This is a genomic window from Rhizobium sp. Rhizsp42, assembly GCF_047304155.1.
In the GTDB taxonomy this organism is placed as follows: domain Bacteria; phylum Pseudomonadota; class Alphaproteobacteria; order Rhizobiales; family Rhizobiaceae; genus Rhizobium.
The window spans coordinates 25,251-50,317 of sequence record NZ_JBGLYS010000024.1; the positions used below are offsets into that span (position 1 = coordinate 25,251).

Annotated in this window: 23 protein-coding genes and 2 pseudogenes; 16 read left to right on the forward strand and 9 right to left on the reverse strand. The window is 62.7% G+C overall.

Annotated elements, in window-relative coordinates; genetic code table 11:
• Positions 1–145: 145 nt before the first annotated feature.
• From ACCD05_RS20930 to ACCD05_RS20940, 3 genes are all read left to right on the forward strand, one after another.
• Positions 146–934: an N-formylglutamate amidohydrolase gene (locus tag ACCD05_RS20930; protein WP_413395157.1), complete on the forward strand. Its 789-nt coding sequence runs from the start codon at positions 146–148 to the stop codon at positions 932–934.
• A gap of 15 nt (positions 935–949) precedes the next feature.
• Positions 950–1,255, forward strand: coding sequence for a DUF1244 domain-containing protein (locus ACCD05_RS20935; RefSeq protein ID WP_112820645.1), 306 nt, complete (start codon positions 950–952; stop codon positions 1,253–1,255).
• Positions 1,256–1,345: 90 nt separating this feature from the next.
• Entirely contained in the window at positions 1,346–1,609 is a 264-nt protein-coding gene (locus ACCD05_RS20940) for a DUF2312 domain-containing protein (RefSeq protein WP_018899724.1), read from the forward strand.
• A 79-nt stretch (positions 1,610–1,688) separates the two neighbouring features.
• On the opposite strand, the gene ACCD05_RS20945 is transcribed toward ACCD05_RS20940, so the two are convergent.
• Positions 1,689–3,125, reverse strand: coding sequence for an NAD-dependent succinate-semialdehyde dehydrogenase (locus ACCD05_RS20945; RefSeq protein WP_413395043.1), 1,437 nt, complete (start codon positions 3,123–3,125; stop codon positions 1,689–1,691).
• A gap of 258 nt (positions 3,126–3,383) precedes the next feature.
• Here ACCD05_RS20945 and ACCD05_RS20950 point away from each other — a divergent pair, with 258 nt between their 5' ends.
• Entirely contained in the window at positions 3,384–4,496 is a 1,113-nt protein-coding gene (locus tag ACCD05_RS20950) for an NAD(P)/FAD-dependent oxidoreductase (RefSeq protein ID WP_413395045.1), read from the forward strand.
• Positions 4,497–4,598: 102 nt separating this feature from the next.
• Positions 4,599–4,793, forward strand: a complete 195-nt coding sequence (locus ACCD05_RS20955; RefSeq protein WP_413395046.1) for a hypothetical protein — start codon at positions 4,599–4,601, stop codon at positions 4,791–4,793.
• Positions 4,794–4,805: 12 nt separating this feature from the next.
• Here the strand turns inward: ACCD05_RS20955 and ACCD05_RS20960 are convergent, their stop codons facing one another.
• The 4 genes and pseudogenes from ACCD05_RS20960 to ACCD05_RS20975 all read right to left on the reverse strand — a co-directional run.
• Entirely contained in the window at positions 4,806–5,573 is a 768-nt protein-coding gene (locus tag ACCD05_RS20960; protein ID WP_413395048.1) for a pyrroline-5-carboxylate reductase, read from the reverse strand.
• 95 nt (positions 5,574–5,668) lie between these two features.
• Positions 5,669–7,585: a DUF882 domain-containing protein gene (locus tag ACCD05_RS20965; RefSeq protein WP_112981601.1), complete on the reverse strand. Its 1,917-nt coding sequence runs from the start codon at positions 7,583–7,585 to the stop codon at positions 5,669–5,671.
• Between the two features lie 180 nt (positions 7,586–7,765).
• A pseudogene (locus tag ACCD05_RS20970) lies at positions 7,766–7,978 on the reverse strand (helix-turn-helix domain-containing protein); the annotation flags it as partial.
• A gap of 86 nt (positions 7,979–8,064) precedes the next feature.
• Positions 8,065–9,319, reverse strand: a pseudogene (locus ACCD05_RS20975) (sigma-54-dependent transcriptional regulator); the annotation flags it as partial.
• Between the two features lie 209 nt (positions 9,320–9,528).
• On the opposite strand from ACCD05_RS20975, the gene ACCD05_RS20980 reads away from it, so the two are divergent.
• The 3 genes from ACCD05_RS20980 (at position 9,529) to ACCD05_RS20990 (ending at position 13,538) form a co-directional block, all read left to right on the forward strand.
• Complete coding sequence (locus ACCD05_RS20980; protein WP_413395050.1) at positions 9,529–11,382, forward strand: M3 family oligoendopeptidase; 1,854 nt, start codon at positions 9,529–9,531, stop codon at positions 11,380–11,382.
• A gap of 360 nt (positions 11,383–11,742) precedes the next feature.
• On the forward strand, positions 11,743–12,909 hold the full coding sequence (locus tag ACCD05_RS20985; RefSeq protein ID WP_413395052.1) for an aminodeoxychorismate synthase component I: 1,167 nt from the start codon (positions 11,743–11,745) through the stop codon (positions 12,907–12,909).
• Positions 12,910–12,911: 2 nt separating this feature from the next.
• Positions 12,912–13,538: an aminotransferase class IV family protein gene (locus ACCD05_RS20990; protein WP_413395053.1), complete on the forward strand. Its 627-nt coding sequence runs from the start codon at positions 12,912–12,914 to the stop codon at positions 13,536–13,538.
• Here the strand turns inward: ACCD05_RS20990 and ACCD05_RS20995 are convergent.
• Positions 13,535–14,440 carry a diguanylate cyclase gene (locus tag ACCD05_RS20995; protein ID WP_413395055.1) on the reverse strand — a complete coding sequence of 302 codons (906 nt, stop codon included), beginning with the start codon at positions 14,438–14,440 and terminating at the stop codon, positions 13,535–13,537. The two genes, ACCD05_RS20990 and ACCD05_RS20995, sit on opposite strands and share 4 nt — an antisense overlap.
• Before the next feature lie 166 nt (positions 14,441–14,606).
• Between ACCD05_RS20995 and ACCD05_RS21000 the strand changes: the two genes are divergently transcribed.
• From ACCD05_RS21000 to hemH, 6 genes are all read left to right on the forward strand, one after another.
• Positions 14,607–14,978, forward strand: coding sequence for a DUF4440 domain-containing protein (locus tag ACCD05_RS21000; RefSeq protein WP_413395057.1), 372 nt, complete (start codon positions 14,607–14,609; stop codon positions 14,976–14,978).
• A gap of 9 nt (positions 14,979–14,987) precedes the next feature.
• Positions 14,988–15,860, forward strand: coding sequence for a heme-dependent oxidative N-demethylase family protein (locus tag ACCD05_RS21005; RefSeq protein WP_413395059.1), 873 nt, complete (start codon positions 14,988–14,990; stop codon positions 15,858–15,860).
• Between the two features lie 137 nt (positions 15,861–15,997).
• Positions 15,998–17,449: a homospermidine synthase gene (locus tag ACCD05_RS21010; RefSeq protein ID WP_047509483.1), complete on the forward strand. Its 1,452-nt coding sequence runs from the start codon at positions 15,998–16,000 to the stop codon at positions 17,447–17,449.
• Positions 17,450–17,620: 171 nt separating this feature from the next.
• Positions 17,621–17,989, forward strand: a complete 369-nt coding sequence (gene omp10, locus ACCD05_RS21015) for an outer membrane lipoprotein Omp10 (protein ID WP_026283239.1) — start codon at positions 17,621–17,623, stop codon at positions 17,987–17,989.
• Between the two features lie 213 nt (positions 17,990–18,202).
• The gene (locus ACCD05_RS21020; protein ID WP_413395061.1) at positions 18,203–20,137 is read left to right on the forward strand and encodes a 5'-nucleotidase C-terminal domain-containing protein; all 1,935 of its coding nucleotides are present in this window, start codon (positions 18,203–18,205) and stop codon (positions 20,135–20,137) included.
• A gap of 148 nt (positions 20,138–20,285) precedes the next feature.
• Positions 20,286–21,323 (forward strand): ferrochelatase, encoded by a 1,038-nt coding sequence (hemH, locus tag ACCD05_RS21025; protein WP_413395063.1) that lies wholly within the window; start codon positions 20,286–20,288, stop codon positions 21,321–21,323.
• Between the two features lie 234 nt (positions 21,324–21,557).
• Here the strand turns inward: hemH and queE are convergent, their stop codons facing one another.
• The 3 genes from queE to queC are packed head-to-tail and all read right to left on the reverse strand — an operon-like array spanning position 21,558 to position 23,354.
• Complete coding sequence (gene queE, locus ACCD05_RS21030; protein WP_413395065.1) at positions 21,558–22,289, reverse strand: 7-carboxy-7-deazaguanine synthase QueE; 732 nt, start codon at positions 22,287–22,289, stop codon at positions 21,558–21,560.
• Positions 22,286–22,642, reverse strand: coding sequence for a 6-carboxytetrahydropterin synthase QueD (queD, locus tag ACCD05_RS21035; RefSeq protein WP_047509493.1), 357 nt, complete (start codon positions 22,640–22,642; stop codon positions 22,286–22,288). The genes queE and queD overlap by 4 nt, the downstream gene beginning before the upstream one ends.
• 4 nt (positions 22,643–22,646) lie before the next feature.
• Positions 22,647–23,354: a 7-cyano-7-deazaguanine synthase QueC gene (queC, locus tag ACCD05_RS21040; protein WP_413395068.1), complete on the reverse strand. Its 708-nt coding sequence runs from the start codon at positions 23,352–23,354 to the stop codon at positions 22,647–22,649.
• A 207-nt stretch (positions 23,355–23,561) separates the two neighbouring features.
• Between queC and ACCD05_RS21045 the strand changes: the two genes are divergently transcribed.
• Entirely contained in the window at positions 23,562–24,575 is a 1,014-nt protein-coding gene (locus ACCD05_RS21045; protein ID WP_413395070.1) for an SPFH domain-containing protein, read from the forward strand.
• A gap of 3 nt (positions 24,576–24,578) precedes the next feature.
• Positions 24,579–25,034, forward strand: coding sequence for an NfeD family protein (locus tag ACCD05_RS21050; RefSeq protein ID WP_413395072.1), 456 nt, complete (start codon positions 24,579–24,581; stop codon positions 25,032–25,034).
• Positions 25,035–25,067 lie beyond the last annotated feature (33 nt).

Below are 25,067 nucleotides of genomic sequence, written 5' to 3' on the forward strand. Positions count from 1 at the left end.
AAACAAGAGGCGCAGTCGCCGCCGCAAGTATCGCGCGGAGATTGCCAAGCCATAGCGAAGTGATTGATCGCGGCGCGCGCTTGAACCCTTCCCCTGCCCGTGCGATCAGAGACACGCTTGCAAACAGTCAATGGCATTGTCCTCGATGAACGACTTCCAATCCTTCGAAATTCTAGGCGGACATCATGACAGGGGTATGGTGCTCCTGGGGGACCATGCGATGAACCGCCTGCCGGATCGTTATGGCAGCCTGGGCCTGCCCGAGAGCGCCTTTGCCCGGCATATCGCCTATGACATCGGCATCGAGGGGCTGACGCGGGCGTTGTCCGAGAAGCTTGGCGTTCCCGCCGTGCTCGGCGGCTTTTCGCGCCTGCTGATCGATCCGAACCGGGGCGAGGATGACCCGACGCTGATCATGAAGATCTCCGACGGCGCCATCATTCCGGGCAACCACCCGATCAGCGATGAAGAGTGGAACGGCCGCATCGCCAATTTCCACCGCCCCTATCACAATGCCGTCAGCGAGACGATTGCGAAGGTCGCCGCCACCACCGGCAAGGCGCCGCTGGTTCTCTCGCTGCATTCCTTCACGCCGGCCTGGAAAAACGTGCCGCGCCCATGGCACGCCGCCGTCCTGTGGGACAGCGACCACCGCGCCGTCGGCCCGCTTCTTGACTTGCTGCGCGCCGACCCCGATCTGGTGATCGGCGACAACGAGCCCTATGATGGCGCGCTGAAGGGTGACACCATGTACCAGCATTGCATGGTCACGGGCATCCCGCACGCGCTGCTGGAGGTGCGCCAGGACCTGATCGGTGATGCGGCAGGCATCGCCGCCTGGGCCGACCGGCTCGCGCCGATCTTCGCGACCATGAACGCCGACCCGGCGCTGCATCAATACCAGGTGCACGCCTCGCGCACCGGCCCATACTGAGAAGAGGAGAGCGCAATGACCACGCTCAGCAAGGAACAACAGACCGAATTCGAAGCCGCCGCTTTCCGACGCCTCGTCGCGCACTTACGCGAACGCACCGACGTGCAGAACATCGACATGATGAATCTGGCCGGCTTCTGCCGCAACTGTCTGTCCAACTGGTACAAGGACGCGGCCGATGCCGACGGCGTCGAACTGACGAAGGACGAGGCCCGCGAGATCGTGTACGGCATGCCCTTCGACGAGTGGAAAAGCCGCTACCAGAGCGAAGCGACGCCCCAACAAAAAGCCGCATTCGAAAGCAACAACCCGCACAAATGAGCCCCGGCTCTGTCGAATAGGCTTGACCCCGGCTGATCTTCACGGCAGTCAACGCCATCCGAATTTTTATCCCCCTAGCAGGAGAACACGATGTCTGATGCCCACGGCGTTGCCCGCGACCAGCTTCGCGCTTTCATCGAGCGCATTGAACGGTTGGAAGAAGAAAAGAAGACCATCGCCGACGATATCAAGGACGTCTACGGCGAAGCCAAGGGAACCGGCTTCGACACCAAGATCCTGAAAAAGGTCATCGCGCTGCGCAAGAAGGACGAGCAGGAGCGTCTCGAGGAAGAAGCAATCCTCGACACCTACCTCGCCGCTCTCGGCATGATCGAAGGCCCGGCGGAAGCCTGAGTTTCGATTACTATCGAACCAAACAAGAAAGCCGCCGGGTCGCCCCGGCGGCTTTCTTTTTGTCTATCTGCTCAGCAAATCAGCCAAGCTGCGTGACGTAGCGAACGTCGAGATAGGCGTTGATCGCTTCCGAGCCGCCTTCCGTGCCGTAGCCCGAATCCTTGATGCCGCCGAACGGCACTTCCGGCAGGGCGAGACCGTTGTGGTTGATCGACAGCATGCCGGCTTCCACGCGGCGGCCAAGTGCCTGCGCGGTGGCGCTGGAGCTGGTGAAGGCGAAGGAGGCCAGGCCGAACGGCAGGCGGTTCGCTTCGGTGATTGCGTCGTCGAGCGTCGAGAAGCGGTTGATGATGGCGAGCGGGCCGAAGGGCTCCTCGTTCATCACGCGCGCCGAAAGCGGCACGTTGGCAAGAACCGTCGGCTCGAAGAAGTTGCCGGTGTTGCCGATGCGGCGACCGCCGGTCTTCAGTTCAGCGCCCTTAGAGACGGCATCGTTGATCAGCTCTTCGAGAGCCGGGATACGGCGCTCGTTGGCGAGCGGGCCCATCTCGACACCTGCGTCCAGACCGTTGCCGACCTTGACCGCCTGGGCGGCCTTCACGAAGCCATCCGTGAACTGGTCCATGACGCCGTCCTGCACCAGGAAGCGCGTCGGCGCGACGCAGACCTGGCCGGCATTACGGAACTTCGAGCCTGCCATGATCGACACGGCCTGATCGACATTGGCGTCATCGAACACCATGACCGGGGCGTGACCGCCAAGCTCCATCGTCGCCCGCTTCATGTGCAGACCGGCCAGCGCCGCCAGCTGCTTGCCGACAGGCGTCGATCCGGTGAACGAGATCTTGCGGATGACGGGGTGCGAGATCAGATATTCGGAGATCTCGGCCGGAATGCCGTAGACGAGGTTGACGACACCAGTTGGAATGCCGGCATCGGCGAAGACGCGGATGAGTTCGGCCGGCGATGCCGGGGTTTCCTCGGGCGCCTTGACGATGATCGAGCAGCCGGCGGCGATAGCGGCCGAAAGCTTGCGCACAACCTGGTTGATCGGGAAGTTCCACGGCGTGAACGCCGCGACCGGACCGACCGGCGACTTGATCGCCAGCTGCGTGACATTCGGCGCACGCGACGGAATGACCTGACCATAGGTGCGGCGCGCCTCTTCGGCGAACCAGTCGATGACGTCTGCTGCACCGGCGATTTCAACTAGCGACTGCGCCAGCGGCTTGCCCTGCTCGCGCGTCATCATCCAGGCGATGGTTTCCTTGCGTTCGCGCAACAGGTCGGCGGCGCGGCGCATCATCTTCGAACGGTCGAAGGGCGAGGTATCGCGCCAGACGCGGAAGCCCCTGTCGGCTGCGGCGAGTGCTGCGTCGAGATCCTCGCGGGAGGCATGCGGAATGGTGCCGATGGTCTCACCCGTGGCCGGGTCGGTAACGGGCAGCGTCTTGCCGGAGGCGGCATTCTTCCATTCGCCGTCGATGAACAGCTTCACATCGGGATAGGTCTGCATGATTATTCCTTGTCGTCTTCATCAAATCAATTTGTCGGACAGCGAACGGCGAGCCGGGGGCACGCTCCGCACCTCATATAGGCCGAACGGATGCTGTTTCTCAGAGCATGCGACGTTATAAACCGAAATGGGCCTGTGTCTCCCCCCAATCGGTCATGCCACTTATGCCAAAAGCGCTACGCCAAAAGCTCTACGATTGCAGGACTTTGATCGCCCCGCCGATTGCGGTAGTGATCGAGGCGTGACAGGAGGATTGGAATGGATGAGGTCGGCTGCATCATCGCCGGGGCCGGCATAATCGGGCTGGCGATCGCGCGCGAAGCGGCGATGCGCGGTCTGGAGACGCTCGTCATCGAAGCCAACCCGATGATCGGCATGGAGACCAGCTCCCGCAACTCCGAAGTCATCCACGCCGGCATCTATTATCCGCCCGGATCGCTGAAGGCGCGGTTCTGCATCGAAGGGCGCGGGCGGCTTTATCGCTACGCCGAAGACAAGCACATCCCCCACTCCCGCTGCGGCAAGTTCATCGTCGCGACCAGCCCGGCGCAAGTCGAGAAACTGGAAGCTATCCGCATCAAGGCGGCCGAATGCGGCGTCGATGATCTCGTTCTGATCTCAGGCGCGGAAGCGATGGCGCGCGAGCCGGCGCTGAACTGCGTCGCCGCCCTCGTCTCGCCCTCGACCGGCATCGTCGACAGCCACGCACTGATGCTCTCCTTGCGCGGGGATGCCGAGGAGAACGGTGCCTTCATCGCCCTCAACACTGAGATCGTGTCAGGCGAGGCCGCCGACAACCGCTTCGTCCTGCGCACCCGCGACAAGACGAGCGGCGAGGAATACGACGTATCCTCGCGCCATCTCATCAACGCCGCCGGCCTGCGCGCCAACGATCTCGCCCGCCTCGTCTCGGGTTTCGACCACGCCACGGTGCCCAAGCTTCATCTTGCCAAGGGCAACTACTTCGCCGCCCCGACGCGCAACGTCTTCTCGCGGCTGATCTACCCGGTGCCTGAGGATGGCGGTCTCGGCGTGCACCTGACCATGGACCTTGGCGGCTCCATCCGCTTCGGGCCCGATGTCGAGTGGATCGACGCGATCGACTACGAAGTCGACCCCACGCGCTGCGAGCGCTTCTACGACGAGATCCGGCGCTACTGGCCCGGCCTGCCTGACAACTGCCTGCAGCCCGCCTATAGCGGCATCCGCCCCAAACTCTCCGGCCCCGGCCAGCCCGCCGCCGACTTCGCCATTCACGGCCCGTCCGTCCACGGCATCTGCGGCATGGTGCATCTCTATGGCATCGAGAGCCCGGGGCTCACCTCGTCGCTTGCGCTCGCCGAACACGTCATGTCCGAAATCGCCCGCTGAGCGGTGGCGCACAATGCCCGTCTCCAACCTTCGGATAGTGGTTTCGCCGCGCAATTCGCGGTAGATTGCACCGTCAGAGGAGCAACTTGCGGAGCGCATTTCGTGAAAACGATCACCGACAAGGAACTGGCCGAGCGCCTGCGCCAAGCGCTCACGATTCTCGACAACAGCATGCCCTCAAGCAAACGCGCGCTCAACATCTACGAGATGGTGATCCGGTTGCTCGATACCGGCGCGCGCGTGCTCGAGGACGAACAGTTTCGCACGACCGCCAACGACAATCCCGGCAAGCCCTGAACCCTGGCTGCCCTACCCCTTGATCCGCGCCAGCACGCGATCGAGCGCCGCAATCAGCGCGCCGCTGCCGCCCTTGTGGTCGAAATCCTCGAACACCTGCTCGTTCAAGCCGCCCTTGGTGGAGAACTCTTCCTTGAGTTCGGTGAGCGGCGTGTCGCCATGCTTCACCGCCTCCTGTGCGAGGCTGAGGAACAGCGGCGCCAGATAGGCCCGCGCCTTGTCCGCAGGCATCCCCTGATCGGCGAGCCAGCCGGTGGCGCGATCGAGAATGCCGAAATAGGTGGCCATCAGCGCGCTTGCGGCCGCCAGCAGATCATACTCCGCGCGCGTCTCGCAGGCGACAGCACTGCCCAGCGCCGAAAAGATCGCGGCGACCGCGTCATTACGAGGATAGATCGCCGTCACCCCGGCGCGCTCGGCAACGAAGGGCAGCGGAATGGCTTGTGTGATTTCGACAGGCGCATCGATCCAGTCCTCGAGCTTCGCCCGGTCGGTCGCAGCGACAACGCTGACGACACACTGCCCGGCACGAAAACGCAAGCCCTTGATCACCTCCTCGGCGATCTGCGGCCGGATCGCCAGGAACAGAATATCAGCAGCATCGACCACGGCCTGGTTGTCGGCGCCGATCTCGACGAGCGGCGACGATGCGGCGAGACGCGCCGCGATCTCGCCATTGCGCGGCGAGACGGTGATCCGCGACAGGTCAAGCGACGAGCCGAGCATCCCCTTGACCATGGCCTCGGTGATCGTACCCGTACCCACGAACCCAATCTTCATCACCGCTCTCCCTTCGAAGTCGCGCATCCCGCGCCACCAACAAAAAAACCGCCGGATCGCTCCGACGGTTCTGATTGTCTGATCTGGAAGGTGGCTTAGTTCGATTCGAACTTGCGCACTTCCATGAAGTTGACCGCCGTGCCGCTGAAGCGGCCCGTGTCGATCGACGCCGTCTTGGTGAAGCCCTCGGCATAGACAGCCTTCGGCTGCGCGCGAAGCGTCTGGCTGACGAAACGCGGTGCCTTGACCGGCTTGGTCACCATTTCCATGCGCGCATTGCTGAGCGCCCACTGCGAGATGATCTTCTGCGTCAGCTTCGGCTCGGTGGTCACCGTCGCGCGGCTGGCATCGGCCTCGGCGGCTTCATGCTTGGTCGGCCGGCCACCCTTCGAGGGCAGGCTCTGAGCCGCACTCGGCTCGATCGCCGGCTTCGGCACATCGAAGGCATCGCCGAAGCTTGCCGACTTGGTCGCGGGCGCAAGCGCTGCCAGCTGCACCGGCGGCTTTTCGGCCGGAACCTTTTGCGGCATCGCTGCGTTTATAGCCTGTTCGACGCTCGATACCGGCGGCTGGTTGGCTGCAAGCTGGCCGTGATTGGCAGTGTTCTGCTGGTTGAGAGCATCGGCAACGGCTGGAGAAAGCGTACCCTGCTGATCTGCCTCATCGACACCGGCTTCCGGATCGGCATTCGCCGCCGCCAGAAGCTTTTCTGCCAGAGCCGGACGCTCAGCCGGCGTCGGCACGGCCGCGAGATTCCCCGTCATCGCGGCAGCCGGATCGGCTGAAGCGACTTCCGCGTCTCCCGGAGAACGACGTGCACCGAGGAGCGAAGGCACTGGAACGCTATACGCGCTGAGATCCGCATAGCCCTGCTGACCCTGATCGGTCACAGCGGCAAGTGCATCCTGCGCGGCATTGCCCGATTGCGGAGCGACAAGGGCGCTGGCCACTTCGCTGCCGCCAGGCTGATTTGCGAACGCCGGCCGCACCTGCGGGATCGGCGCGTTGACGCTTGCGACTTCGGTCTGCTGCGAAGCCTCTGCCTGAGCCGGAGCACCCTGGCTCGGATCAGCCGCGTTCGGCATATCGGCAGCCTTCGGCGGCGTTGCCTTGGCAACGGCGACTGCTGGCGTGCTGTCGTCGGAGTTATCCTCTTCCTCGTCCGCGCCACCGCCAAACAGGGCTGCAAACAAGGTCTTCGGCTTCTTGCGCTCTTCGCTGGCCGAACCGGTATAGGCGCCGGAGCTTGCCATCTGCACCGAGCTGTCGCTCACGCGACGCTTGTAGTCGGCCACCGCCTGCTCATAACCCGGCAGCGGCTTGCCGTCGGCCGGGATGTGCATCGTGTTGCCGTTCGGGAAGAGACGGACGAGTTCGTCGCGGTTCATACGCGGCCATGCGCGAACGCCGCCGACATCCATGTGCACGAAGGGCGAACCGGATTTCGGATAGAAACCAACGCCGCCGACCTGCATTTTCATGCCGATCGCGCGCAAAGTCGCCAGTTTTACGTCAGGAATGAAGAAGTCCATCGCCTTGCCGAGCATGTGCTGGCTCTTCTCGGCGACACCGGAATTGCGCGAGCGGTTCTTCAGCATGGCGTTGGTGCCCGGCGAACGGAAACCGCAGACGACGTTGATGTAATCCTTGGAACCGCTCTGGCGGTAGACTTCCCAGATCAGATCGAACAGGCGCGGGTCCATCTTCGTCGGCTGGTTCTTGCGCCAGTCGCGAAGGAAGCGGTTCAGCTGCTCAAGACCCTTGGGGTCGAACCTGCCGTTGCGCTTATAGGTGATGACAGCCTTTTCACCCGTGTGAATGAAGTAAAGCTTGAGACTACGCGTTTCGCCCGCCGCTTCGGACGGCGTACTGGAGCCGACGAGCACCGGGGACGAAACTGCAACTGCGAGAAGGGCGGCCATAGCCGTCCTTGTCACCTTTCCGCAAAGGTCTGCGCACCTGTTGCGCCATGTCGGGCGCGAAGGCTTCGTATTCCAATTCAGATCCGGCAAACTCAATCCCCGTCAGACAGCCGATGGTCCCTCAATCTGACCCTTGACTGTGAAATGCGGTCACACGATGGCAAAAATGCCACACATGATCAACCTTTTCTTTACATAGTGAACAGGCCACTAACAAGTGGTTTATGATTGGTAACAAAAGATGATTGCCGGAATCTTAACTGAAACACCCTATGCAGCGTCCTTTTGCGGGTTGTCGGGGTCGATCCCGTAGTCCTTCAACTTTCTGTAAAGCGTCGAGCGTCCGATGCCCAGCTTGCGTGCAACCTGGCTCATTTGGCCACGATAGAACTTGAGCGCGAATCGGATCAGCTCTTCTTCGACATCGGCAAGCTTGCGCACGTCGCCGGACGGATTGGTGCTCGAAATCGCGTTGTCGGGTGCGTCGTTGATCCGCGCCGCGACATTGTCGGCCACCGTCTGCGAGACACCGAACTCGGCAGCGGCGATCTCGCCGAGGCGAACATTGCTGCTGTTGTCGGCAACCAGCGCCAGATGATCGACCACGTCGTATTCCGGCAACTGCGCCGCGATCTGCGGGAAGTCTGCCTCCGTCAGCTCCGGACCATCGGCCAGAACCACGGCACGGAAGATCGCGTTCTCGAGCTGCCGGATATTGCCCGGCCAGTCGTAAGCGGTGAGCAGGGCCAGCGCGCCGGCATTGACCGTCATGCGGTCGCCGTTCTTCTGCTCGCTTGAGAAGCGCTCCGTGAACACCCGCACCAGATGCGGAATGTCTTCCTTGCGCTTGCGCAGCGCCGGGATGGTGATGGGGAACACGTTCAGGCGATAGTAGAGATCTTCACGGAAATGCCCGTTCTTGACCTCTTCGATCAGATCCTTGTTGGTCGCCGAGATCAGACGGACGTTGACCTTGTGCGCGGTGCGCGCGCCAACGGTCTCGATCTCGCCCTGCTGCACCGCGCGCAACAGCTTCACCTGCACGTCGAGCGGCAGGTCGCCGATCTCGTCGAGGAAGATGGTGCCGCCATCGGCTTCCATGAACTTGCCGACATGCCGCTCCGTGGCGCCCGTAAAGGCACCCTTCTCATGGCCGAAGAGGATGCTCTCGACCAGATTGTGCGGAATGGCGCCACAGTTGACGGTGACGAAGGGCTTGCCGGAGCGGTCGCTGCCGGACTGGATGGCGCGAGCCACCAGCTCCTTGCCTACGCCGGATTCACCTTCGAGCACGACGGGAATGTTGGATTGCGCGGCGCGCTGGGCGAGATCCAGCACGCGGATCATCGCCGGGCTTGCCGACACGATATCGTCGAAGCCGACGGCACCGGAGCGCGAACGCCGTCCGGCGCGCGCCTTGACCTCGCGCTGATCGAGCTTCAGCGCATTGGCGATCGAATTGGAAATCCGCTCCGGTGAAACGGGCTTGACCACGAAATCGAAGGCACCGGCGCGCATCGCCTGTACCACCGTCTCGATCCCGCCCTGCCCGGTCTGGACGATCACGGGAATTTGCGTGCCGAAGGCATGGATCGCCTCGAGAAATTCGAGGCCCGTCATCTCGGGCATCATCAGGTCGAGAACGATGACGTTGTAGAGGCCACCGGCCCTCTTCACCATCTCAAGACCGATCCGGCCATTCTCTGCCTGGTGGACGACGTGTCCGTGACGCTCGATGGCGTTCTTCAGCAGTCTGCGCTGTACTGGATCGTCTTCGACGACAAGTATCTGCGCTGCACCCTTGTGCTCGTTGTAACCGGTCATTGCTGCCTCACTTCATGCGAAACCTTGAATGGCAATGTCGCAGAAAGGCTTGAACATCCAGTTTTGAGAAATAATCGCATTTTAACGTTTGTGACGAAGGCGGATTCGCCTCGAAACGACGCTCCTACGCGACGAAAAGCCCCTTGATGCCAAGGCTTTGGGCGCTTAGACAGTCAGACCTGTCGTAAAATAGGAAGAGGATCCCGCTCATGAAAAACCCGCTCTTCGGCGCCGAATACAACTTTTCGGTAAGCAATGCCGGTTCCGCGAAGGCGATCGAACTCGGCGACCTCCCGACCTGGAAGCTTCAGGACCTCTATCCTTCCGCCACCTCCGACGCCTTCAAGGCGGACATGGCGAAGGCCGAAAAGGACTCGCTCGCCTTCGAAGCCAAGTGGAAGGGCAAGCTCTCGGACGCCGCGACGAAGAAGGGCGCAGACGGCATCGGCCAGGCGCTGAAGGAATATGAAGCGCTCGACGACATCATCGGCCGCCTCGGCTCGTTCGCAGGCCTCACCTATTTCTCCGACACGTCGAGCCCGGCCAACGGCAAGCTCTACGGCGACGTGCAGGCAAAGATCACCGATTTCTCCGGCCACCTGCTGTTCTTCACGCTTGAGCTCAACCGCATCGACGACGCCGCGATCGACGCCTGCATGGCCAACGACCCCGCTGCCGGCCACTACCGCCCGTGGCTGGTGGACCTGCGCAAGGACAAGCCCTACCAGCTCGACGACAAGCTGGAGCAGCTCTTCCTCGAGAAGTCGATGACCTCTGCCGCCGCCTTCAACCGCCTGTTCGACGAGACCATGGCCGAGCTGCGCTTCGAGGTGGACGGCGAGATGCTGTCGATCGAGGTGACGCTGAACATGCTGCAGGACCGCGACGCCGAAGTGCGCCGCAAGGGCGCCATGGCGCTCGCCAAGACCTTCAAGGACAATCTGCGCATCTTCACGCTGATCACCAACACGCTCGCCAAGGACAAGGACATTTCCGACCGCTGGCGCGGCTTCGAGGACATCGCCGATTCAAGACACCTCGCCAACCGCGTCGAGCGCGAGGTGGTCGATGCGCTGGCGGCAGCCGTCCGCGACGCCTATCCGCGCCTGTCCCACCGCTACTACACCATGAAGGCGAAGTGGCTCGGAATGGGTCAGATGGAGTTCTGGGACCGCAACGCGCCGCTTCCGGAAACCTCCAACGCCGTCATCTCCTGGACCGAGGCCAAGGACACGGTGCTGTCGGCCTACGGCAATTTCGCCCCCGAGATGGCCGCTATCGCCAAGCGCTTCTTCGACGAGGAGTGGATCGACGCGCCGGTCCGCCCCGGCAAGGCGCCGGGCGCCTTTGCGCACCCGACCGTTCCCTCCGCCCACCCCTACGTGCTCGTCAACTATCTCGGCAAGCCGCGCGACGTGATGACGCTCGCCCATGAACTCGGCCACGGCGTGCACCAGGTGCTTGCCGGCGGCCAGGGCGCGCTGATGTGCCAGACGCCGCTGACGCTTGCCGAAACGGCCTCCGTCTTCGGCGAAATGCTGACCTTCCGCGCCCTTCTCGACAAGACCAAGGATAAGCGCGAGCGCAAGGCCATGCTTGCCCAGAAGGTCGAGGACATGATCAACACGGTTGTGCGCCAGATCGCCTTCTATGAATTCGAGCGCAAGGTTCACACCGCCCGCAAGGAAGGCGAGCTGACGGCCGAGCAGATCGGCGAGCTATGGCTGTCCGTACAGGCCGAAAGCCTCGGCCCGGCGATCAAGATCTCCGAGGGCTACGAGACCTACTGGACCTACATCCCCCACTTCATCCACTCGCCCTTTTACGTCTACGCCTACGCCTTCGGCGACTGCCTGGTAAACTCGCTCTACGCCGTCTACCAGAAGGCCGATCAGGGTTTCCAGGACAAGTATTTCGAACTCCTGAAGGCGGGAGGCACCAAGCACCACTCCGAACTCCTCAAGCCCTTCGGCCTCGACGCCACCGATCCGTCGTTCTGGAGCAAGGGTTTGTCGATGATCGAGGGGCTGATCGACGAGCTGGAAGCGCTAGATAAGGGCTGAGATAGGGAGCTTCACAAGCACTGTTCCTTATCTCCAGCTAAACAAGAGTTGGGGCGTTACGCCGCCACAGGTCTCTTCTCCCCGACGGCGAGAAGTGCCGGAGCGTAGCGAGGCGATGAGGGGGCGGAGCGCAAGCGACGCCTTGAGCGAATGCACCAAGATGACTGATAGACCGCCCAGCAGCCCCTCACTCTCCCTCATTCCTGTGCTTGTCACAGGAATCCAGCCACGGCGCGTCCGCGCCGTGAGAAGACTCTTTATTCGCTTTATGGCATCTCCCATGCCCAAGGACTTGGGCATGCTGGATTCCTGTGACATCGCCCGAGCGAAGCTTGGGCACAGGAATGAGGGAGCAAATTGATGTCCGCCCCCCACATCCTCTTCCGCGACGACACATCCGGCCAGGTCATGCTCTTCGCCGACCCGGCCGAGATCATCGTCGCCCACACCCGCGCCGAGGTCTTTACCGGCCTCGCCCGCATGGAGGAGGCCAGAAAGTCGGGCAAGTGGCTCGCCGGCTACATCGCCTACGAAGCAGGCCATCTCTTCGAGGACAAGCTCGCCGGTTTCGCCGTCGAGAACCGCACGACACCGCTGCTGTGCTTCGGCATCTTCGACCACCCGCAACCGGACGACCACCCGCTCGCAAAGCCCACCCAGCGCCTCGAAAACGAAGAGTTCCTGACAGCGCCGAAAGCCGCATGGGACTTCGCCACCTACCAGAACCGCTTCGACCGCCTGCACCACCACCTCATGCAGGGCGATTGCTATCAGGCCAATCTCACCATGCCGATCGAGGCCCGCTGGTCCGGCGACCCGCGCGCCGCCTTCTGGTCGCTAATCGAACGACAGCCGGTGAAATACGGCGCGCTGGTCGATCTCGGCGGCCCGGTCATCCTCTCGCGCTCGCCCGAGCTCTTCTTCCGCACCGACGAGGAAGGCTGGATCGAGACGCATCCGATGAAGGGCACAGCAAGGCGCGGCGGCACCCCCGCCGAGGACGAGGCGATCAAGCAAGCCATGCTCGCCGACATCAAGACGCAGGCCGAAAACCGGATGATCGTCGACCTCCTGCGCAACGACATCTCCCGCATCACGGAAGTCGGCACGCTCGACGTCCCCAAACTCTTCGACATCGAGACTTATCCGACGGTGCACCAGATGGTGAGCCACGTGCAGGCAAAGCTCCTGCCCGATCTCGAAATCCGCGACATCCTCGCCGCCCTCTTCCCCTGCGGCTCGATCACGGGCGCACCGAAGATCAGCGCCATGACCATCCTGCACGAGCTGGAAGACGGCCCGCGCGACGTCTATTGCGGCGCCATCGGCATGATCGCGCCATCAGGCGCCATGCGCTTTTCCGTCGCCATCCGCACGCTCACCCTCTTCGACGACGGCCGCGCCGTCTTCAATGTCGGCGGCGGCATCGTCATCGATTCCACCGCGGAAGCCGAATATGAGGAGTGTCTCCTGAAGGCCCGCTTCGCCATCGGCGACCAGCCGATCGCAGGAACGGGGAGCGTCTGACCGTGGCCGATTTCTCGCTGATCGAAACCCTGCGCTACGAGCCGGACACGGGCTTCATCCGCCTACGCCTGCATCTCGCCCGCCTGACCCGCTCCGCCCGCCGCATCGGCTTTCCGCAGCCGGTCGGCGCGCTCGAAAAATTGCAGCAAGCCGTCGCCGGCGCCAAATCTCCCCAGCGCGTCCGGCTGACCTTCGACGAGAGCGCGACTATCGACGTCACCTCGGCACCCTTCACGCCGCTTGCGCCCGACACTACCTGGACCATCCGCATTGCCGACCAGCGGCTCGATTCTTCCGACAAGCTACTCCGCATCAAGACCACGCGCCGCGCGGTCTACGAGGCCGCGCGCGCCGAATACGCCCCTCATGAAGCCGACGAAGTGCTGATGCTGAACGAGCGCGACGAGGCCTGCGAGGGCACGATCGCCTCGATCTTCCTCGACGACGGCTCGGGCCTGCTGCGCACGCCGCCGATCTCCTGCGGCCTGCTCGCGGGCGTGCTGCGCACAGAGCTGATCTGCCAACGCAAAGCCCGCGTCGGCCGCATCACGCGCGATGATCTGAAAACAGGAAAACTCTATGTCGGCAACTCCCTGCGCGGGCTGATACCGGCAAAGGTCGTGCTTTAAGCAACGATCCGCAACCGATCCCGCCCGCCCTGCTTGGCGTGATAGAGCGCCTCGTCGGCCCGCGCGTAGAGTTCGCGCGCGGTATCGCCGGGATGCAGCTCCGCAAGCCCGGCCGAGCAGGTGTAGGAGAAACTCGGCGCATTCTGGATCGGCCGGGCGCCGCGCACCGTGGTCAATATCCGCTCGATGATCAGCTCACCCTGCGCCAGGGTCGTATCCGGCAGGATGAGCATGAACTCCTCGCCGCCGATCCGCCCGAAACTGTCGCGCCGGCGCACGAGGGGATGCACCCGGCGCGCGAAATCGACCAGCACGTCGTCGCCGGTCTGATGCCCGTAGAGATCGTTGATGCGCTTGAAGAAATCGAGGTCGATGATGCAGATGCAGCCACCCACCGGTCTCGGCGCGGCATGCCCGTTGGCAAGACTGTCGAGCGCCGCCATCATGAAACGGCGGTTGGAGACGCTGGTAAGCTCATCGGTCTGCGAGGCCTTCAGCGCGAAGTCGCGATCCTGCCTGACATCCCGCTCGCTGGCCTTCAGATGGGTGATGTCGCTGGCGATGCAGAGCATCCAGCCGTCCTTCTGAACCGTCTCCGTCATCCACAGCCAGCGCCCGTCGACCACATCCGTCTCGAAGGCGCGAAACGGCAGCTTGCCGCGCCGCGATTGCGCCGAGACCAGCCAGGTCTCGAAATCGGATGTCCGAATGATCGTGCCCTTGCCGCTGCGCGTATTGCGCCGCATCAGGTCGGCCCATAGCGGGCATTCCTCGGGGTCCAAGGCAAAGGTCGTGCGAAAGGCCGGGTTTGCATAGCGCAGACGATCGTCCTGATCATAAAGCGCGATCAGGACGGAACTGTCCTGCTGCAATTCCGCAAGCCGCTCCGATATCTGGTTCATCCGATGGTTCCGGGGCGTGGATATAAGATGATTCGCAGTTTGACGCAGAAATCTGAAAAGAAGATGGATGGTTTCGGCGCAATTGCACTATTCGGTTGTTCCGGAATGCGACGCCTTGGTTCACGAAGGCGATAGTCGCGCCGGAGATTTTGGAAAAGGTAAGGCGATGAACAGCGAACTGCACGACCATATCCGTTTGCTCGAGGAGAGGTTGTTCGACCAGACGGTCCGCAACACGCGCAGCCTGCTCGAGACCCTGCTCTCGCCGGATTTTCGCGAGATCGGCAGTTCCGGTCGACTCTATCTTTACGGGGAGATCATCGCCGCTCTTTTGGAAGAGCCTAGCGATGGCACGACGCGCCAGCTGACCGATTTCGAAATCCAAACATTGGCACCCGACGTGGTTCTCGCCACCTATCGCTCGGAGCGCATTGTCCAGGGCGAGCCACCCGTCCGGTCGCTCCGCAGCTCCATCTGGCGCCGCGACGCCAACGGCACGTGGCGCATGGTCTTCCATCAGGGCACGCCGGAGCGTTAAGGTTCATCCATGACGCCACCGACCTACACGCCCTATGACGGCTCGGCCAAGCCTTTCACCATCGGCCTGATGCCGCTCGATACCGACCGCTGGATCGAGCCCGATGCCGACTGGGCGCGCTATGTCGGCGAAAAGCGTGCTCTGGTCGAAAGCAGTCGCGACGACGTCTTCGTCGCCGAGGCCGAGACATCGGACGCACAGCAGGAAGCGCTCGGCCTGCTGCGGCAACATCTGCGCGACCGCCATCCCAACCTCTGTCCTGAAGCCGCAGACACCAGCGCCGATCTCCCGCCGCTGCTCCGCGCCGGCCTGATGATCCAGGACGATCTCGTCATCATGCGCCGCAAAGAGGATGGCTGGCATCTCGTGGCCGGTTTTGTCGCCTTCCCCTCCTCGTGGTCGCTGCGGGAAAAATTCGGCCGGCCGATGCATGCGATCCATGCGGATGTGCCGGGCTTTGGCGAGGGCACGCGCAACGCCACCCTCATCCACCGCATCTTCGACAATCTGCAGGTCGCCCAACCGGTCGAGCGACTGAACTGGTCGGTCAACACCTCGAGCGCCCTCTTCCTGCCGCTCTCCAAGCACCGCCGCCCGCCGCAGGCCGAGCCGTTCACGCTCGCCGATCGCTTCGCCCGCGTCGAGCGCCAGACGCTGCGCAAGCTCCCTCGGTCTGGCGATATCCTCTTCACGATCCGCGTCTACGTCGATCCGATCTCCGCTATTGCCCATCACCCACAGGCGCAAAGCTTGGCGGCCAGCTTCGCCGCGCAGCTCGAAAGCCTCGACGAGCACCAGGCGGCCTACAAGGGACTGAGCCTGCAGAAGAGCGAGTTGGCGGCGAAATTGCACGCGTTTGCAAGCAATGATCGCTTCACCTGATATTTACATTCCCGGCCGGAACGCTCTTTATTGTGACGTGATTTTGTGATTAGAGCCGGTCACCTAGCGGTATTTGAACGATTTCAAATGAATTCTTAGAGGCTTCTCGCCTTCGTCGCCTTCCACAGGAGAAAAGAATGACGGAACAGAACCACCCGGTATATGCCGAAATTACCGGCCCGATCGTCATGATCGGCTTTGGCTCCATTGGCCGCGGCACGCTGCCCCTGATCGAGCGCCACTTCAAGTTCGACAAGAGCCGGATGGTCGTCATCGACCCGCGTGAAGAGCCCTCCGACATGGAGATCCTCAAGCAGCACGGCGTCCGTCACATCAAGGAATATGTGACGAAGGACAACTACAAGGAGCTGCTGAAGCCGCTTCTGACCGAAGGCGAAGGCCAGGGCTTCTGCGTCAACCTCTCGGTTGATACCGGCTCGCTCGACCTGATGAAGCTCTGCCGCAAGCTCGACGTTCTCTACATCGACACCGTCGTCGAGCCGTGGCTCGGCTTCTACTTCGACAAGTCCATGAAGAACGCCGACCGCACCAACTATGCGCTGCGCGAAACCGTTCGCAAGGAAAAGGCTAAGAACCCGGGCGGCGCTACCGCCGTTTCCACCTGCGGCGCAAACCCGGGCATGGTTTCCTGGTTCGTCAAGCAGGCGCTGGTCAACCTTGCCAACGACACCGGCCTGAAGTTCGACGAGCCGGATCAGCATGACCGCGAAGGCTGGGCCAAGCTGATGAAGAAGCTCGGCGTCAAGGGCGTCCACATCGCAGAGCGCGACACGCAGCTCACCAAGAACCCGAAGCCGCTCAACGTCTTCTGGAACACCTGGTCCGTCGAAGGCTTCATTTCCGAAGGTCTGCAGCCGGCTGAACTCGGCTGGGGCACCCACGAAAACTGGATGCCGAAGAACGCCAAGAAGCACAAGAAGGGCTGCCAGGCCGCCATCTACCTCGAGCAGCCGGGCGCCAATACCCGCGTTCGCACCTGGTGCCCGACGCCTGGCCCGCAGTATGGCTTCCTCGTCACCCACAACGAGTCCATCTCGATCGCCGATTACTTCACGGTGCGCGACAAGGACGGCGAAGTGACCTTCCGCCCGACCTGCCACTACGCCTATCATCCTGCCAACGACGCCGTTCTGTCGCTGCATGAGATGTTCGGCAACGGCGGCACCGCGCAGCCGGTTCACCACGTTCTCGACGAGCATGAACTCGTTGATGGCGTCGACGAACTCGGCGTGCTGCTCTACGGCCACGAGAAGAACGCCTACTGGTTCGGCTCGCGCCTGTCGCTCGAAGAGACCCGCCGCATCGCGCCTTACCAGAACGCCACCGGCCTGCAGGTCACCTCGGCGGTTCTGGCCGGCATGGTCTACGCGCTTGAAAACCCGAAGGCCGGCATCGTCGAAGCCGACGAGATCGACTACAAGCGCTGCCTCGAAGTACAGCTGCCCTACCTCGGCCCGGTCGAAGGTCACTATACCGACTGGACCCCGCTCGATGGCCGCCCGGGCCTCTTCCCCGAGGACATCGACACCAAGGATCCTTGGCAGTTCAAGAACATCCTCGTTCGCTGATAGAAACGAGACCGAGATCACCAGATGCCCGCCGCAAGGCGGGCATTTTTGTAACGCCTGCTGTATAAATGCCCTGACGCGCGCAAGAAGCCTTGCCTTCCCGGAACGCTCGCGCCATGTGTTCGTTAACCAAGCGTTATGTTTTTCGGTCTGAACTTCCGGGAGAATCTTATGAGACTCAAAACCCTCCTCGTGATCGCGAGTGCTTCGGCGGCCCTTTCGGCCTGCGTTCCGCAGTCCCCGCGTCCGATGCCCGTTGCCGCCGCCCCGGCGCAGACAGGCGTGGAAGGCTCCTGGTCGGATCCGAACGGCATCATCTCCACCTTCCAGGCCGGCACGTTCACGACGCGCACGACCGACACCAACCAGATGCTGGCATCCGGCACCTACATCAACACGTCGCCGACGCTGGTCGAGATCAACATGACCTCGCTGGTGCGCAAGACGCAGTCCAAGGTCAACTGCGCGCTGGTCACCCAGAGCCAGCTCAACTGCACCTCCGACAGCGGCTCGCAGTTCAGCCTCAACCGCCACATGTAAATTGCCTTGTATGGTCGATCGGAAAAGCTCCCCTCGCGGGAGCTTTTTTTGTTTACCGCTCTTGGAATGCACCCGCGCTGTCACAGGTTTTTCTCTTGCGGCCACTAAGGGTTGATGGAAACATCGACCGTGTAGGGACGGCGGGGCTTGGGGGACTGGCATCCGGCAAACCGGATCAGGTTCGAGCGTCGCCGATAAAACCAGGAGAACAGGATGACGAAATCGTTTCAATTCGGTCTGCTGACCGCGTCCGTATTGGCGCTGTCGAGCAGCGCCGCCTTTGCCGATTACCAGCTCAATATTTTGCACATCAACGATTTTCACTCCCGCATCGAGGCGATCAACAAGTTCGATTCCACCTGCTCGGCCGAAGAGGAGAGCAAGAAGGAATGCTTCGGCGGCGCCGCCCGCTTGAAGACCGCGATCGACCAGCGCCGCGCCGCATTGGCCGGCCAGAACGTGCTGACGCTGAACGCCGGCGACAATTTCCAGGGCTCGCTGTTCTACTCGACATACAAGGGCACCGCCGAACTGGAGATGGTCAACGCCATCAAGTTCGACGCCATGACGCTCGGCAACCATGAATTCGATGATGGCGAAAAGGCGCTGGCGCCGTTCATGGACAAGGTCGCCTTCCCCGTCACCGCCGCCAATGTCGAAATCTCCGACGCCTCGACGATCAAGAAGAAGCCGGAACCCTCGGTCGTGCTTGAGATCGGCGGCCAGAAGATCGGCATCATCGGCGTCGTCACCACCGAAACCCCGGAGCTCGCCTCCCCCGGCCCGAACGTCAAGTTCACCGACGATGTCGCGGCGATCACCAAGGAAGCCGCCAAGCTGAAGGCCGAGGGCATCAACAAGATCATCGCGCTGACGCATGTCGGCTATACCAGGGATCTCTCCGACATCGCCAAGATCCCCGATGTCGATGTCGTCGTCGGTGGCCACTCGCACACGCTTCTGTCGAACACCGATCCGAAGGCCGAAGGCCCCTATCCGACCATGGTCGACAATCCCGGTGGCTATAAGGTTCCGGTCGTCACGGCCGCCTCCTACAGCAAGTATCTCGGCGATGTCGTGATCACCTTCGACGACAACGGCGTCGTCAAGGAAGCCAAGGGCGACCCGATCCTGATCGACAGCTCGTTTACGCCCGATCCCGAAATAGCCGCCCGCATCACCGAGCTCGCCAAGCCGATCGAGGACCTGCGCAAGAAGGTCATCGGCTCCTCCGAGGGCCCGATCGAAGGCGACCGCAAGGTCTGCCGCGTCGAGGAGTGCTCGATGGGCAACCTCGTCGCCGACGCCATGCTCGATCGCGGCAAAAGCCAGGGCATGCAGATCGCCATCCAGAACGGCGGCGGCCTGCGCTCGTCGATCGACGGCGGCGACGTCACCCAGGGCGAAGTCATCACCGTGCTCCCCTTCCAGAACACGCTCGCCACCTTCCAGCTCTCGGGCGCCGATATCCGCGCAGCGCTGGAAAACGGCCTCGGCAAGATCGAGGAAGGCGCCGGCCGCTTCCCGCAGGTGGCGGGCATGAAGTACAGCTTCGACAAGTCGAAGCCGCCAGGCAGCCGCGTCGTCTCCGTCGAGGTCAAGGACGGCGACGCCTTCGTGGCGCTGGATGATGCCAAGACCTACGGCGTGGTCACCAACAACTACATGCGCGCTGGCGGCGACGGCTATTCGATCTTCGCGACAGCGGGCAAGAATGCCTATGACTTCGGCCCCGACCTCGCCGACGTCACCGCCGATTTCCTCGCCGCCCACTCGCCCTACAAGCCCTACACGGATGGACGCGTGACTGAGGTCGCCTCTTCGGCCGCGGCACCGGGACCGACGGCATCCGAGACGACCATACCGGCCGCCCCATCTGCACCGGCAGCAACGCCGGCACCGGCCACGCCTGAGGCAACGCCTGCTCCCGCCGCTCCGGCGGCAACGGCACCGGCGACGGAAGCCCCTGCGGCGCTAGCCCCGAACACGCCGACCACCCACGTCATCGCATCGGGCGACACGCTGTGGGATCTCGCCAAGCAGTTCTATGGCGACGGTACGCTCTGGAAGAAGATCTCCGAGGCCAACGGCAAGCCGACCCCGCGCCACCTGACCATCGGCAAGGAGCTGCAGATCCCGTCCAAGTAAGCCTTGCGGCTGGACGGAATAAAGTATGACGATTTGTCCCAATGATGTGAGCCGGTCCGGGGTTTCCCGGGCCGGCTTTTGTTCCTATAGGGTGAACCATTCGATCTCGTCCGCGTATGAGCGGCTGAGCAGCAGAACTGAGGTTTGAATGACGACCGTTGACACCACGCACCATCCGGCGAACCACCCGCAGGTGAACTATGGCAAGGTGGGCGTCCTGCTCGTCAATCTCGGCACGCCTGACGGCACCGACTACACCTCGATGCGCCGTTACCTCAAGGAATTCCTGACCGACAAGCGCGTCATCGAATGGTCGCCCTGGAAGTGGTATCCGATCCTCTTCGGCATCGTGCTGAACACCCGCCCCGGCAAGGTCGGCAAGGCTTACGAGCTGATCTGGAACAAGGAAAAGGACGAGAGCTACCTGCGCACCTACACGCGCAGCCAGTCCGATCTGATGGCCGAGCGGCTGAAGGATTTGCCAAACGTCAAGGTCGACTGGGCCATGCGCTACGGCACCCCCTCGATCGCCTCGCGCATCCAGGCGCTGAAGGATGACGGCTGCGACAAGATCGTACTCTTCCCGCTCTATCCGCAATATGCAGCCGCCACCACCGCGACCGTCAACGACAAGGCCTTCCAGCACCTTTTGAAGATGCGCTGGCAGCCGGCGCTGCGCACCGTGCCCGATTACCACGACGACGACGCCTATATCGAGGCGCTCGCCAACTCGATCACCAAGCATCTGTCGACGCTCGACTGGCAACCGGAAAAGATCATCGCCTCCTTCCACGGCATCCCCATGTCCTACTTCAAGAAGGGCGACCCCTATTACTGCCAATGCCAGAAGACCGGCCGCCTGCTGCGCGAGAAGCTCGGCCTCTCCAAGGACCAGTTCATGGTCACCTTCCAGTCCCGCTTCGGCCCGGAAGAATGGCTGCAGCCCTATACCGACAAGACGGTGGAGCAACTCGCCAAGGACGGCGTGAAAAAGATCGCCGTGCTGAACCCCGGCTTCGTCTCCGACTGTCTGGAGACGCTCGAAGAGATCGCCGAGCAGGCGGCTCATTCCTTCCACGAGAATGGTGGCGAGAAGTTTGCGCATATCCCGTGCCTGAACGACAGCGATGATGGGATGCGCGTGTTGGAGAAGGTGGTACGCCGGGAATTGTTGGGATGGGTTTGAGGCGCGTTGCTGTGAGGCGTCGTTAGCCGCTGCGACCAGCATTACCCCCCTCTGCCCTGCCGGGCATCTCCCCCACAAGGGGGGAGATCGACTCGCGGTGAGGTTTACGCCAAACAATTAAGGTGGAGCGAGCGGCTACCCCCAGCCAATCTCCCCCCTTGTGGGGGAGATGTCCGGCAGGACAGAGGGGGGTAACACACGGCAAAACAGAACCCGTACCCCACAAAGCCCCACTCACACCCCTCGCCGATTCCCCCACAACAACACATGCAACTGCGGCAGCACTCGCGCTTCGAACCACCGATCCTCGGTCACCTTCCCCACCAGCCACAACATCCGCTCCATGATCCCATCGATATCGATCCTGGCATCATCGTCATCGGCCGGCGGCGGCGTGTGGTTCCCGGGCTGCAGATAGACCGGCAGCTCCGGATACCGTCCCGCAACCTCCCGCGCATAACGAAAATCCCGCTCGTCGAACACCACGATCTTCAGCGCAACCTCAGGCCCGCCGGCGGCCCGCGCCAGACAGTCCTCGAACTGTCCCCAATCCGTCTCCATCCCGCTCGACGGCGGCTTCGGGCTCAAGACCAGCGTGTCGAGATCGGCGAACCAATCTCTAGCGACACTGCCCTGCGTCTCCAGTGCGAACCGGTAGCCTTCGCCATGTCCCCGCGCAATCAACGGTCCCAACGGCTGGATCGCGGGATTGCCGCCGGAGAGCGAGACGGTGAGCGGCTGCCCGCCCGAGAGCGAAACGACCTCCGCCCAAATCTCGTCCACCGACATCGGCGTCCACTGATCGCGATATTCGCTGTCGACGGCATGCAGCGTATCGCACCACGAACAGCGGTAGTCGCAGCCGCCCGTGCGCACGAACACCGTGGGCAGGCCGATCAGCACGCCCTCGCCCTGGATGGTCGGCCCGAAGATCTCGCTGACGCGGATCTTGTGATCGGCGCTCATGGCCGGTACTCCGCCCATGTCTTCGGCGTCTCGCTGACCCGAACGGCCGACGTCTCCGGCAGGATCGCCTTGCACCAGTCATAGAAGTGCTTGGCGAGATATTCCGACGTCACCCGGTCGTGGCCCAAGACCTCGTTCAGATGCCGGTGGTCGAAGCGCTCGTCGATATAGCGCTTCAGCGGGGCAAGCTCGTGATAGTCGCGTACAAAGCCGTCCGCGTTGAGCTCTGACGCGGCAAGCTCAACGACGACGATATAGTTGTGCCCGTGCAGCCGCGCGCACTGGTGATCGGCGGGCAGGTGCGATAGCTGATGCGAGGCGGAGAAGTGGAATTCCTTGGTGATGCGGAACACGGGGTTACACCTCCGTGGCCGAGAAGCCCGATGTCGCCGACTTCCAGAAATCCGCGTCCTCGTACTCCGTCGGATCCGCGACGCCGGCCAGATGAAACGCCTCGCGCCGCTCGACGCAGGTGCCGCAGCGCCCGCAATGGCGCGCGCCGCCCTTGTAGCACGACCACGTCTCGGCAAATGGCGTCCCGTGCTTTTCGCCATCGGTGACGATATCGGCCTTGGTGGCGTTGACGTAGGGCGCCTGCAGCTTGACGCTGGCATAGCCGTCCAGCGCCGCATCCTGCATGGTTTGAAACGCGTCGATGAAGCCGGGGCGGCAATCCGGATAGATGAAGTGGTCGCCGCCATGCACGGCAACGGCCACGGCATCCGCCTTCTGCGCGGCGGCAAGCCCGAAGGCGATGGCGAGCATGATGGCGTTGCGGTTCGGAACCACCGTCGCCTTCATGGTTTCCTCGGCATAGTGTCCATCGGGCACGTCGATATTGTCGGTCAGCGCCGAGCCGGTGAGATGACTGCCGATCGGCCTGATGTCGATGATCTGATGCGGCACGCCGAGCCGCTTTGCGCAGGCGGCGGCATAGTCAAGTTCCTTGCGGTGACGCTGGCCGTAATCGAAGGAGAGTAGGCCGATAAGTTGCTGTTCCCCAGCAATCCTATGCGCAAGCGAAACGGAGTCCAATCCGCCGGAGCAGATGACGATAGTCTTCATGATGTTTGATCCCTTGTTTTGACCGGGTGGGCTGCGACCGGATGCGGGCGTTCTAGGCCAAAGGGACCGCATTGTGAAGAACCAATCGAACCCCCATATTTGATGGGTCCATTTGGTGGGTAACGCGGCACGACTACCTGAGAGCGTGGCTTTTGAAATCGTCTCGGCTAAGGTGCGGCTATTCGATTCGGGTTTGGGAGGTATTTCATGGTTTTGGGCGGCTTCGACATCGTGGTCATCGCGCTGGTGGTCTTCGTCATCCTGGTGCTCTTCGCCGGCATCAAGACGGTCCCGCAGGGTTATCAGTACACGGTCGAGCGCTTCGGCCGCTACACCCGCACGCTGGGTCCCGGCCTCAACATCATCACCCCCTTCATCGAGCGCGTCGGCGCCCGCATGAATGTCATGGAGCAGGTGCTCGACGTTCCCACCCAGGAAGTCATCACCCGCGACAACGCCTCCGTCTCGGCCGATGCCGTCGCCTTCTACCAGATCCTCAACGCCGCCCAGGCGGCCTACCAGGTTTCCAACCTCGAAAACGCCATCCTCAACCTGACCATGACCAACATCCGCTCGGTCATGGGCTCGATGGATCTCGACGAACTGCTCTCCAACCGCGACGCCATCAACGACCGCCTGCTGCGCGTCGTCGACGATGCCGTCCAGCCCTGGGGCATCAAGGTCACCCGCGTCGAGATCAAGGATATCCAGCCGCCGCGCGACCTCGTCGATGCCATGGCCCGCCAGATGAAGGCCGAGCGCGAGAAACGCGCCCAGGTGCTGGAGGCCGAAGGCTCGAGAAACGCGCAGATCCTGCGCGCCGAGGGCGCCAAGCAGTCGGCGATCCTGCAGGCCGAAGGCCAGCGCGAATCCGCCTTCCGCAACGCCGAGGCGCGCGAACGCCTGGCCGAGGCTGAAGCCAAGGCCACCAAGATGGTGTCGGAAGCCATCGCCGCCGGCGACGTGCAGGCGATCAACTACTTCGTGGCGCAGAAATACACCGAGGCGCTGACCGCGATCGGCTCGGCCACCAATTCCAAGGTCGTGCTGATGCCGATCGAGGCCTCGTCAATCATTGGCTCGCTGAGCGGCATCGGCGCCATCGCCAAGGAAGTCTTCGGCGGCAACGACACTCCGCCGACAGCCCCTGCCCCCCGTCAGGTCCAGGCCCCGCGCACCACGCCGCAGGTCAACCCGTTCAACCAGAACCCGGAGCGCTGATAGATGCTGGCTGCCATCACATCGGAATTGGGGCCATGGAGCTGGTGGGTCGTCGGCCTCGTGCTGCTCGCCGCCGAGATGCTGGTGCCCGGCTTCTTCCTCGTCTGGATCGGGCTGGCGGCAATCGCCGTCGGCGCGCTGTCGCTGCTTTTCTGGGATAGCGCCTTCTGGGTCTGGCAGCTGCAGGCGATCCTGTTCGCCGCCTTCGCCGTCGCCGCCACCTTCATCGGCCGCAAGCTGACGCGCGATCACGGCGAGACGGACGAGCCCTTCCTCAACCAGCGCGGCGCCAGCCTCGTCGGCCGCACCGCGACGCTCGCCGAGCCGATCACCGAGGGCCGTGGCCGCATCAAGCTGGATGACACCCAATGGAAGGTGAGCGGCCCGGATCTGCCCGTCGGCGCGCGCGTCAAGGTCATCGCAAGCAACGGCCGCGACCTGACGGTCGAGGAAGCCTGATCCCGATCAAGCTGGCCTTGATCCCGATCAAGC

Coding starts and splice junctions, on each gene's coding strand:
- ACCD05_RS20930 (WP_413395157.1), top strand. CDS start 146: ATGAACGACTTCCAATCCTTCGAAATTCTAGGCGGACATCATGACAGG.
- ACCD05_RS20935 (WP_112820645.1), top strand. CDS start 950: ATGACCACGCTCAGCAAGGAACAACAGACCGAATTCGAAGCCGCCGCT.
- ACCD05_RS20940 (WP_018899724.1), top strand. CDS start 1,346: ATGTCTGATGCCCACGGCGTTGCCCGCGACCAGCTTCGCGCTTTCATC.
- ACCD05_RS20945 (WP_413395043.1), bottom strand. CDS start 3,125: ATGCAGACCTATCCCGATGTGAAGCTGTTCATCGACGGCGAATGGAAG.
- ACCD05_RS20950 (WP_413395045.1), top strand. CDS start 3,384: ATGGATGAGGTCGGCTGCATCATCGCCGGGGCCGGCATAATCGGGCTG.
- ACCD05_RS20960 (WP_413395048.1), bottom strand. CDS start 5,573: ATGAAGATTGGGTTCGTGGGTACGGGTACGATCACCGAGGCCATGGTC.
- ACCD05_RS20980 (WP_413395050.1), top strand. CDS start 9,529: ATGAAAAACCCGCTCTTCGGCGCCGAATACAACTTTTCGGTAAGCAAT.
- ACCD05_RS20985 (WP_413395052.1), top strand. CDS start 11,743: ATGTCCGCCCCCCACATCCTCTTCCGCGACGACACATCCGGCCAGGTC.
- ACCD05_RS20995 (WP_413395055.1), bottom strand. CDS start 14,440: ATGAACCAGATATCGGAGCGGCTTGCGGAATTGCAGCAGGACAGTTCC.
- ACCD05_RS21000 (WP_413395057.1), top strand. CDS start 14,607: ATGAACAGCGAACTGCACGACCATATCCGTTTGCTCGAGGAGAGGTTG.
- ACCD05_RS21005 (WP_413395059.1), top strand. CDS start 14,988: ATGACGCCACCGACCTACACGCCCTATGACGGCTCGGCCAAGCCTTTC.
- ACCD05_RS21010 (WP_047509483.1), top strand. CDS start 15,998: ATGACGGAACAGAACCACCCGGTATATGCCGAAATTACCGGCCCGATC.
- omp10 (WP_026283239.1), top strand. CDS start 17,621: ATGAGACTCAAAACCCTCCTCGTGATCGCGAGTGCTTCGGCGGCCCTT.
- ACCD05_RS21020 (WP_413395061.1), top strand. CDS start 18,203: ATGACGAAATCGTTTCAATTCGGTCTGCTGACCGCGTCCGTATTGGCG.
- hemH (WP_413395063.1), top strand. CDS start 20,286: ATGACGACCGTTGACACCACGCACCATCCGGCGAACCACCCGCAGGTG.
- queE (WP_413395065.1), bottom strand. CDS start 22,289: ATGAGCGCCGATCACAAGATCCGCGTCAGCGAGATCTTCGGGCCGACC.
- queC (WP_413395068.1), bottom strand. CDS start 23,354: ATGAAGACTATCGTCATCTGCTCCGGCGGATTGGACTCCGTTTCGCTT.
- ACCD05_RS21045 (WP_413395070.1), top strand. CDS start 23,562: ATGGTTTTGGGCGGCTTCGACATCGTGGTCATCGCGCTGGTGGTCTTC.
- ACCD05_RS21050 (WP_413395072.1), top strand. CDS start 24,579: ATGCTGGCTGCCATCACATCGGAATTGGGGCCATGGAGCTGGTGGGTC.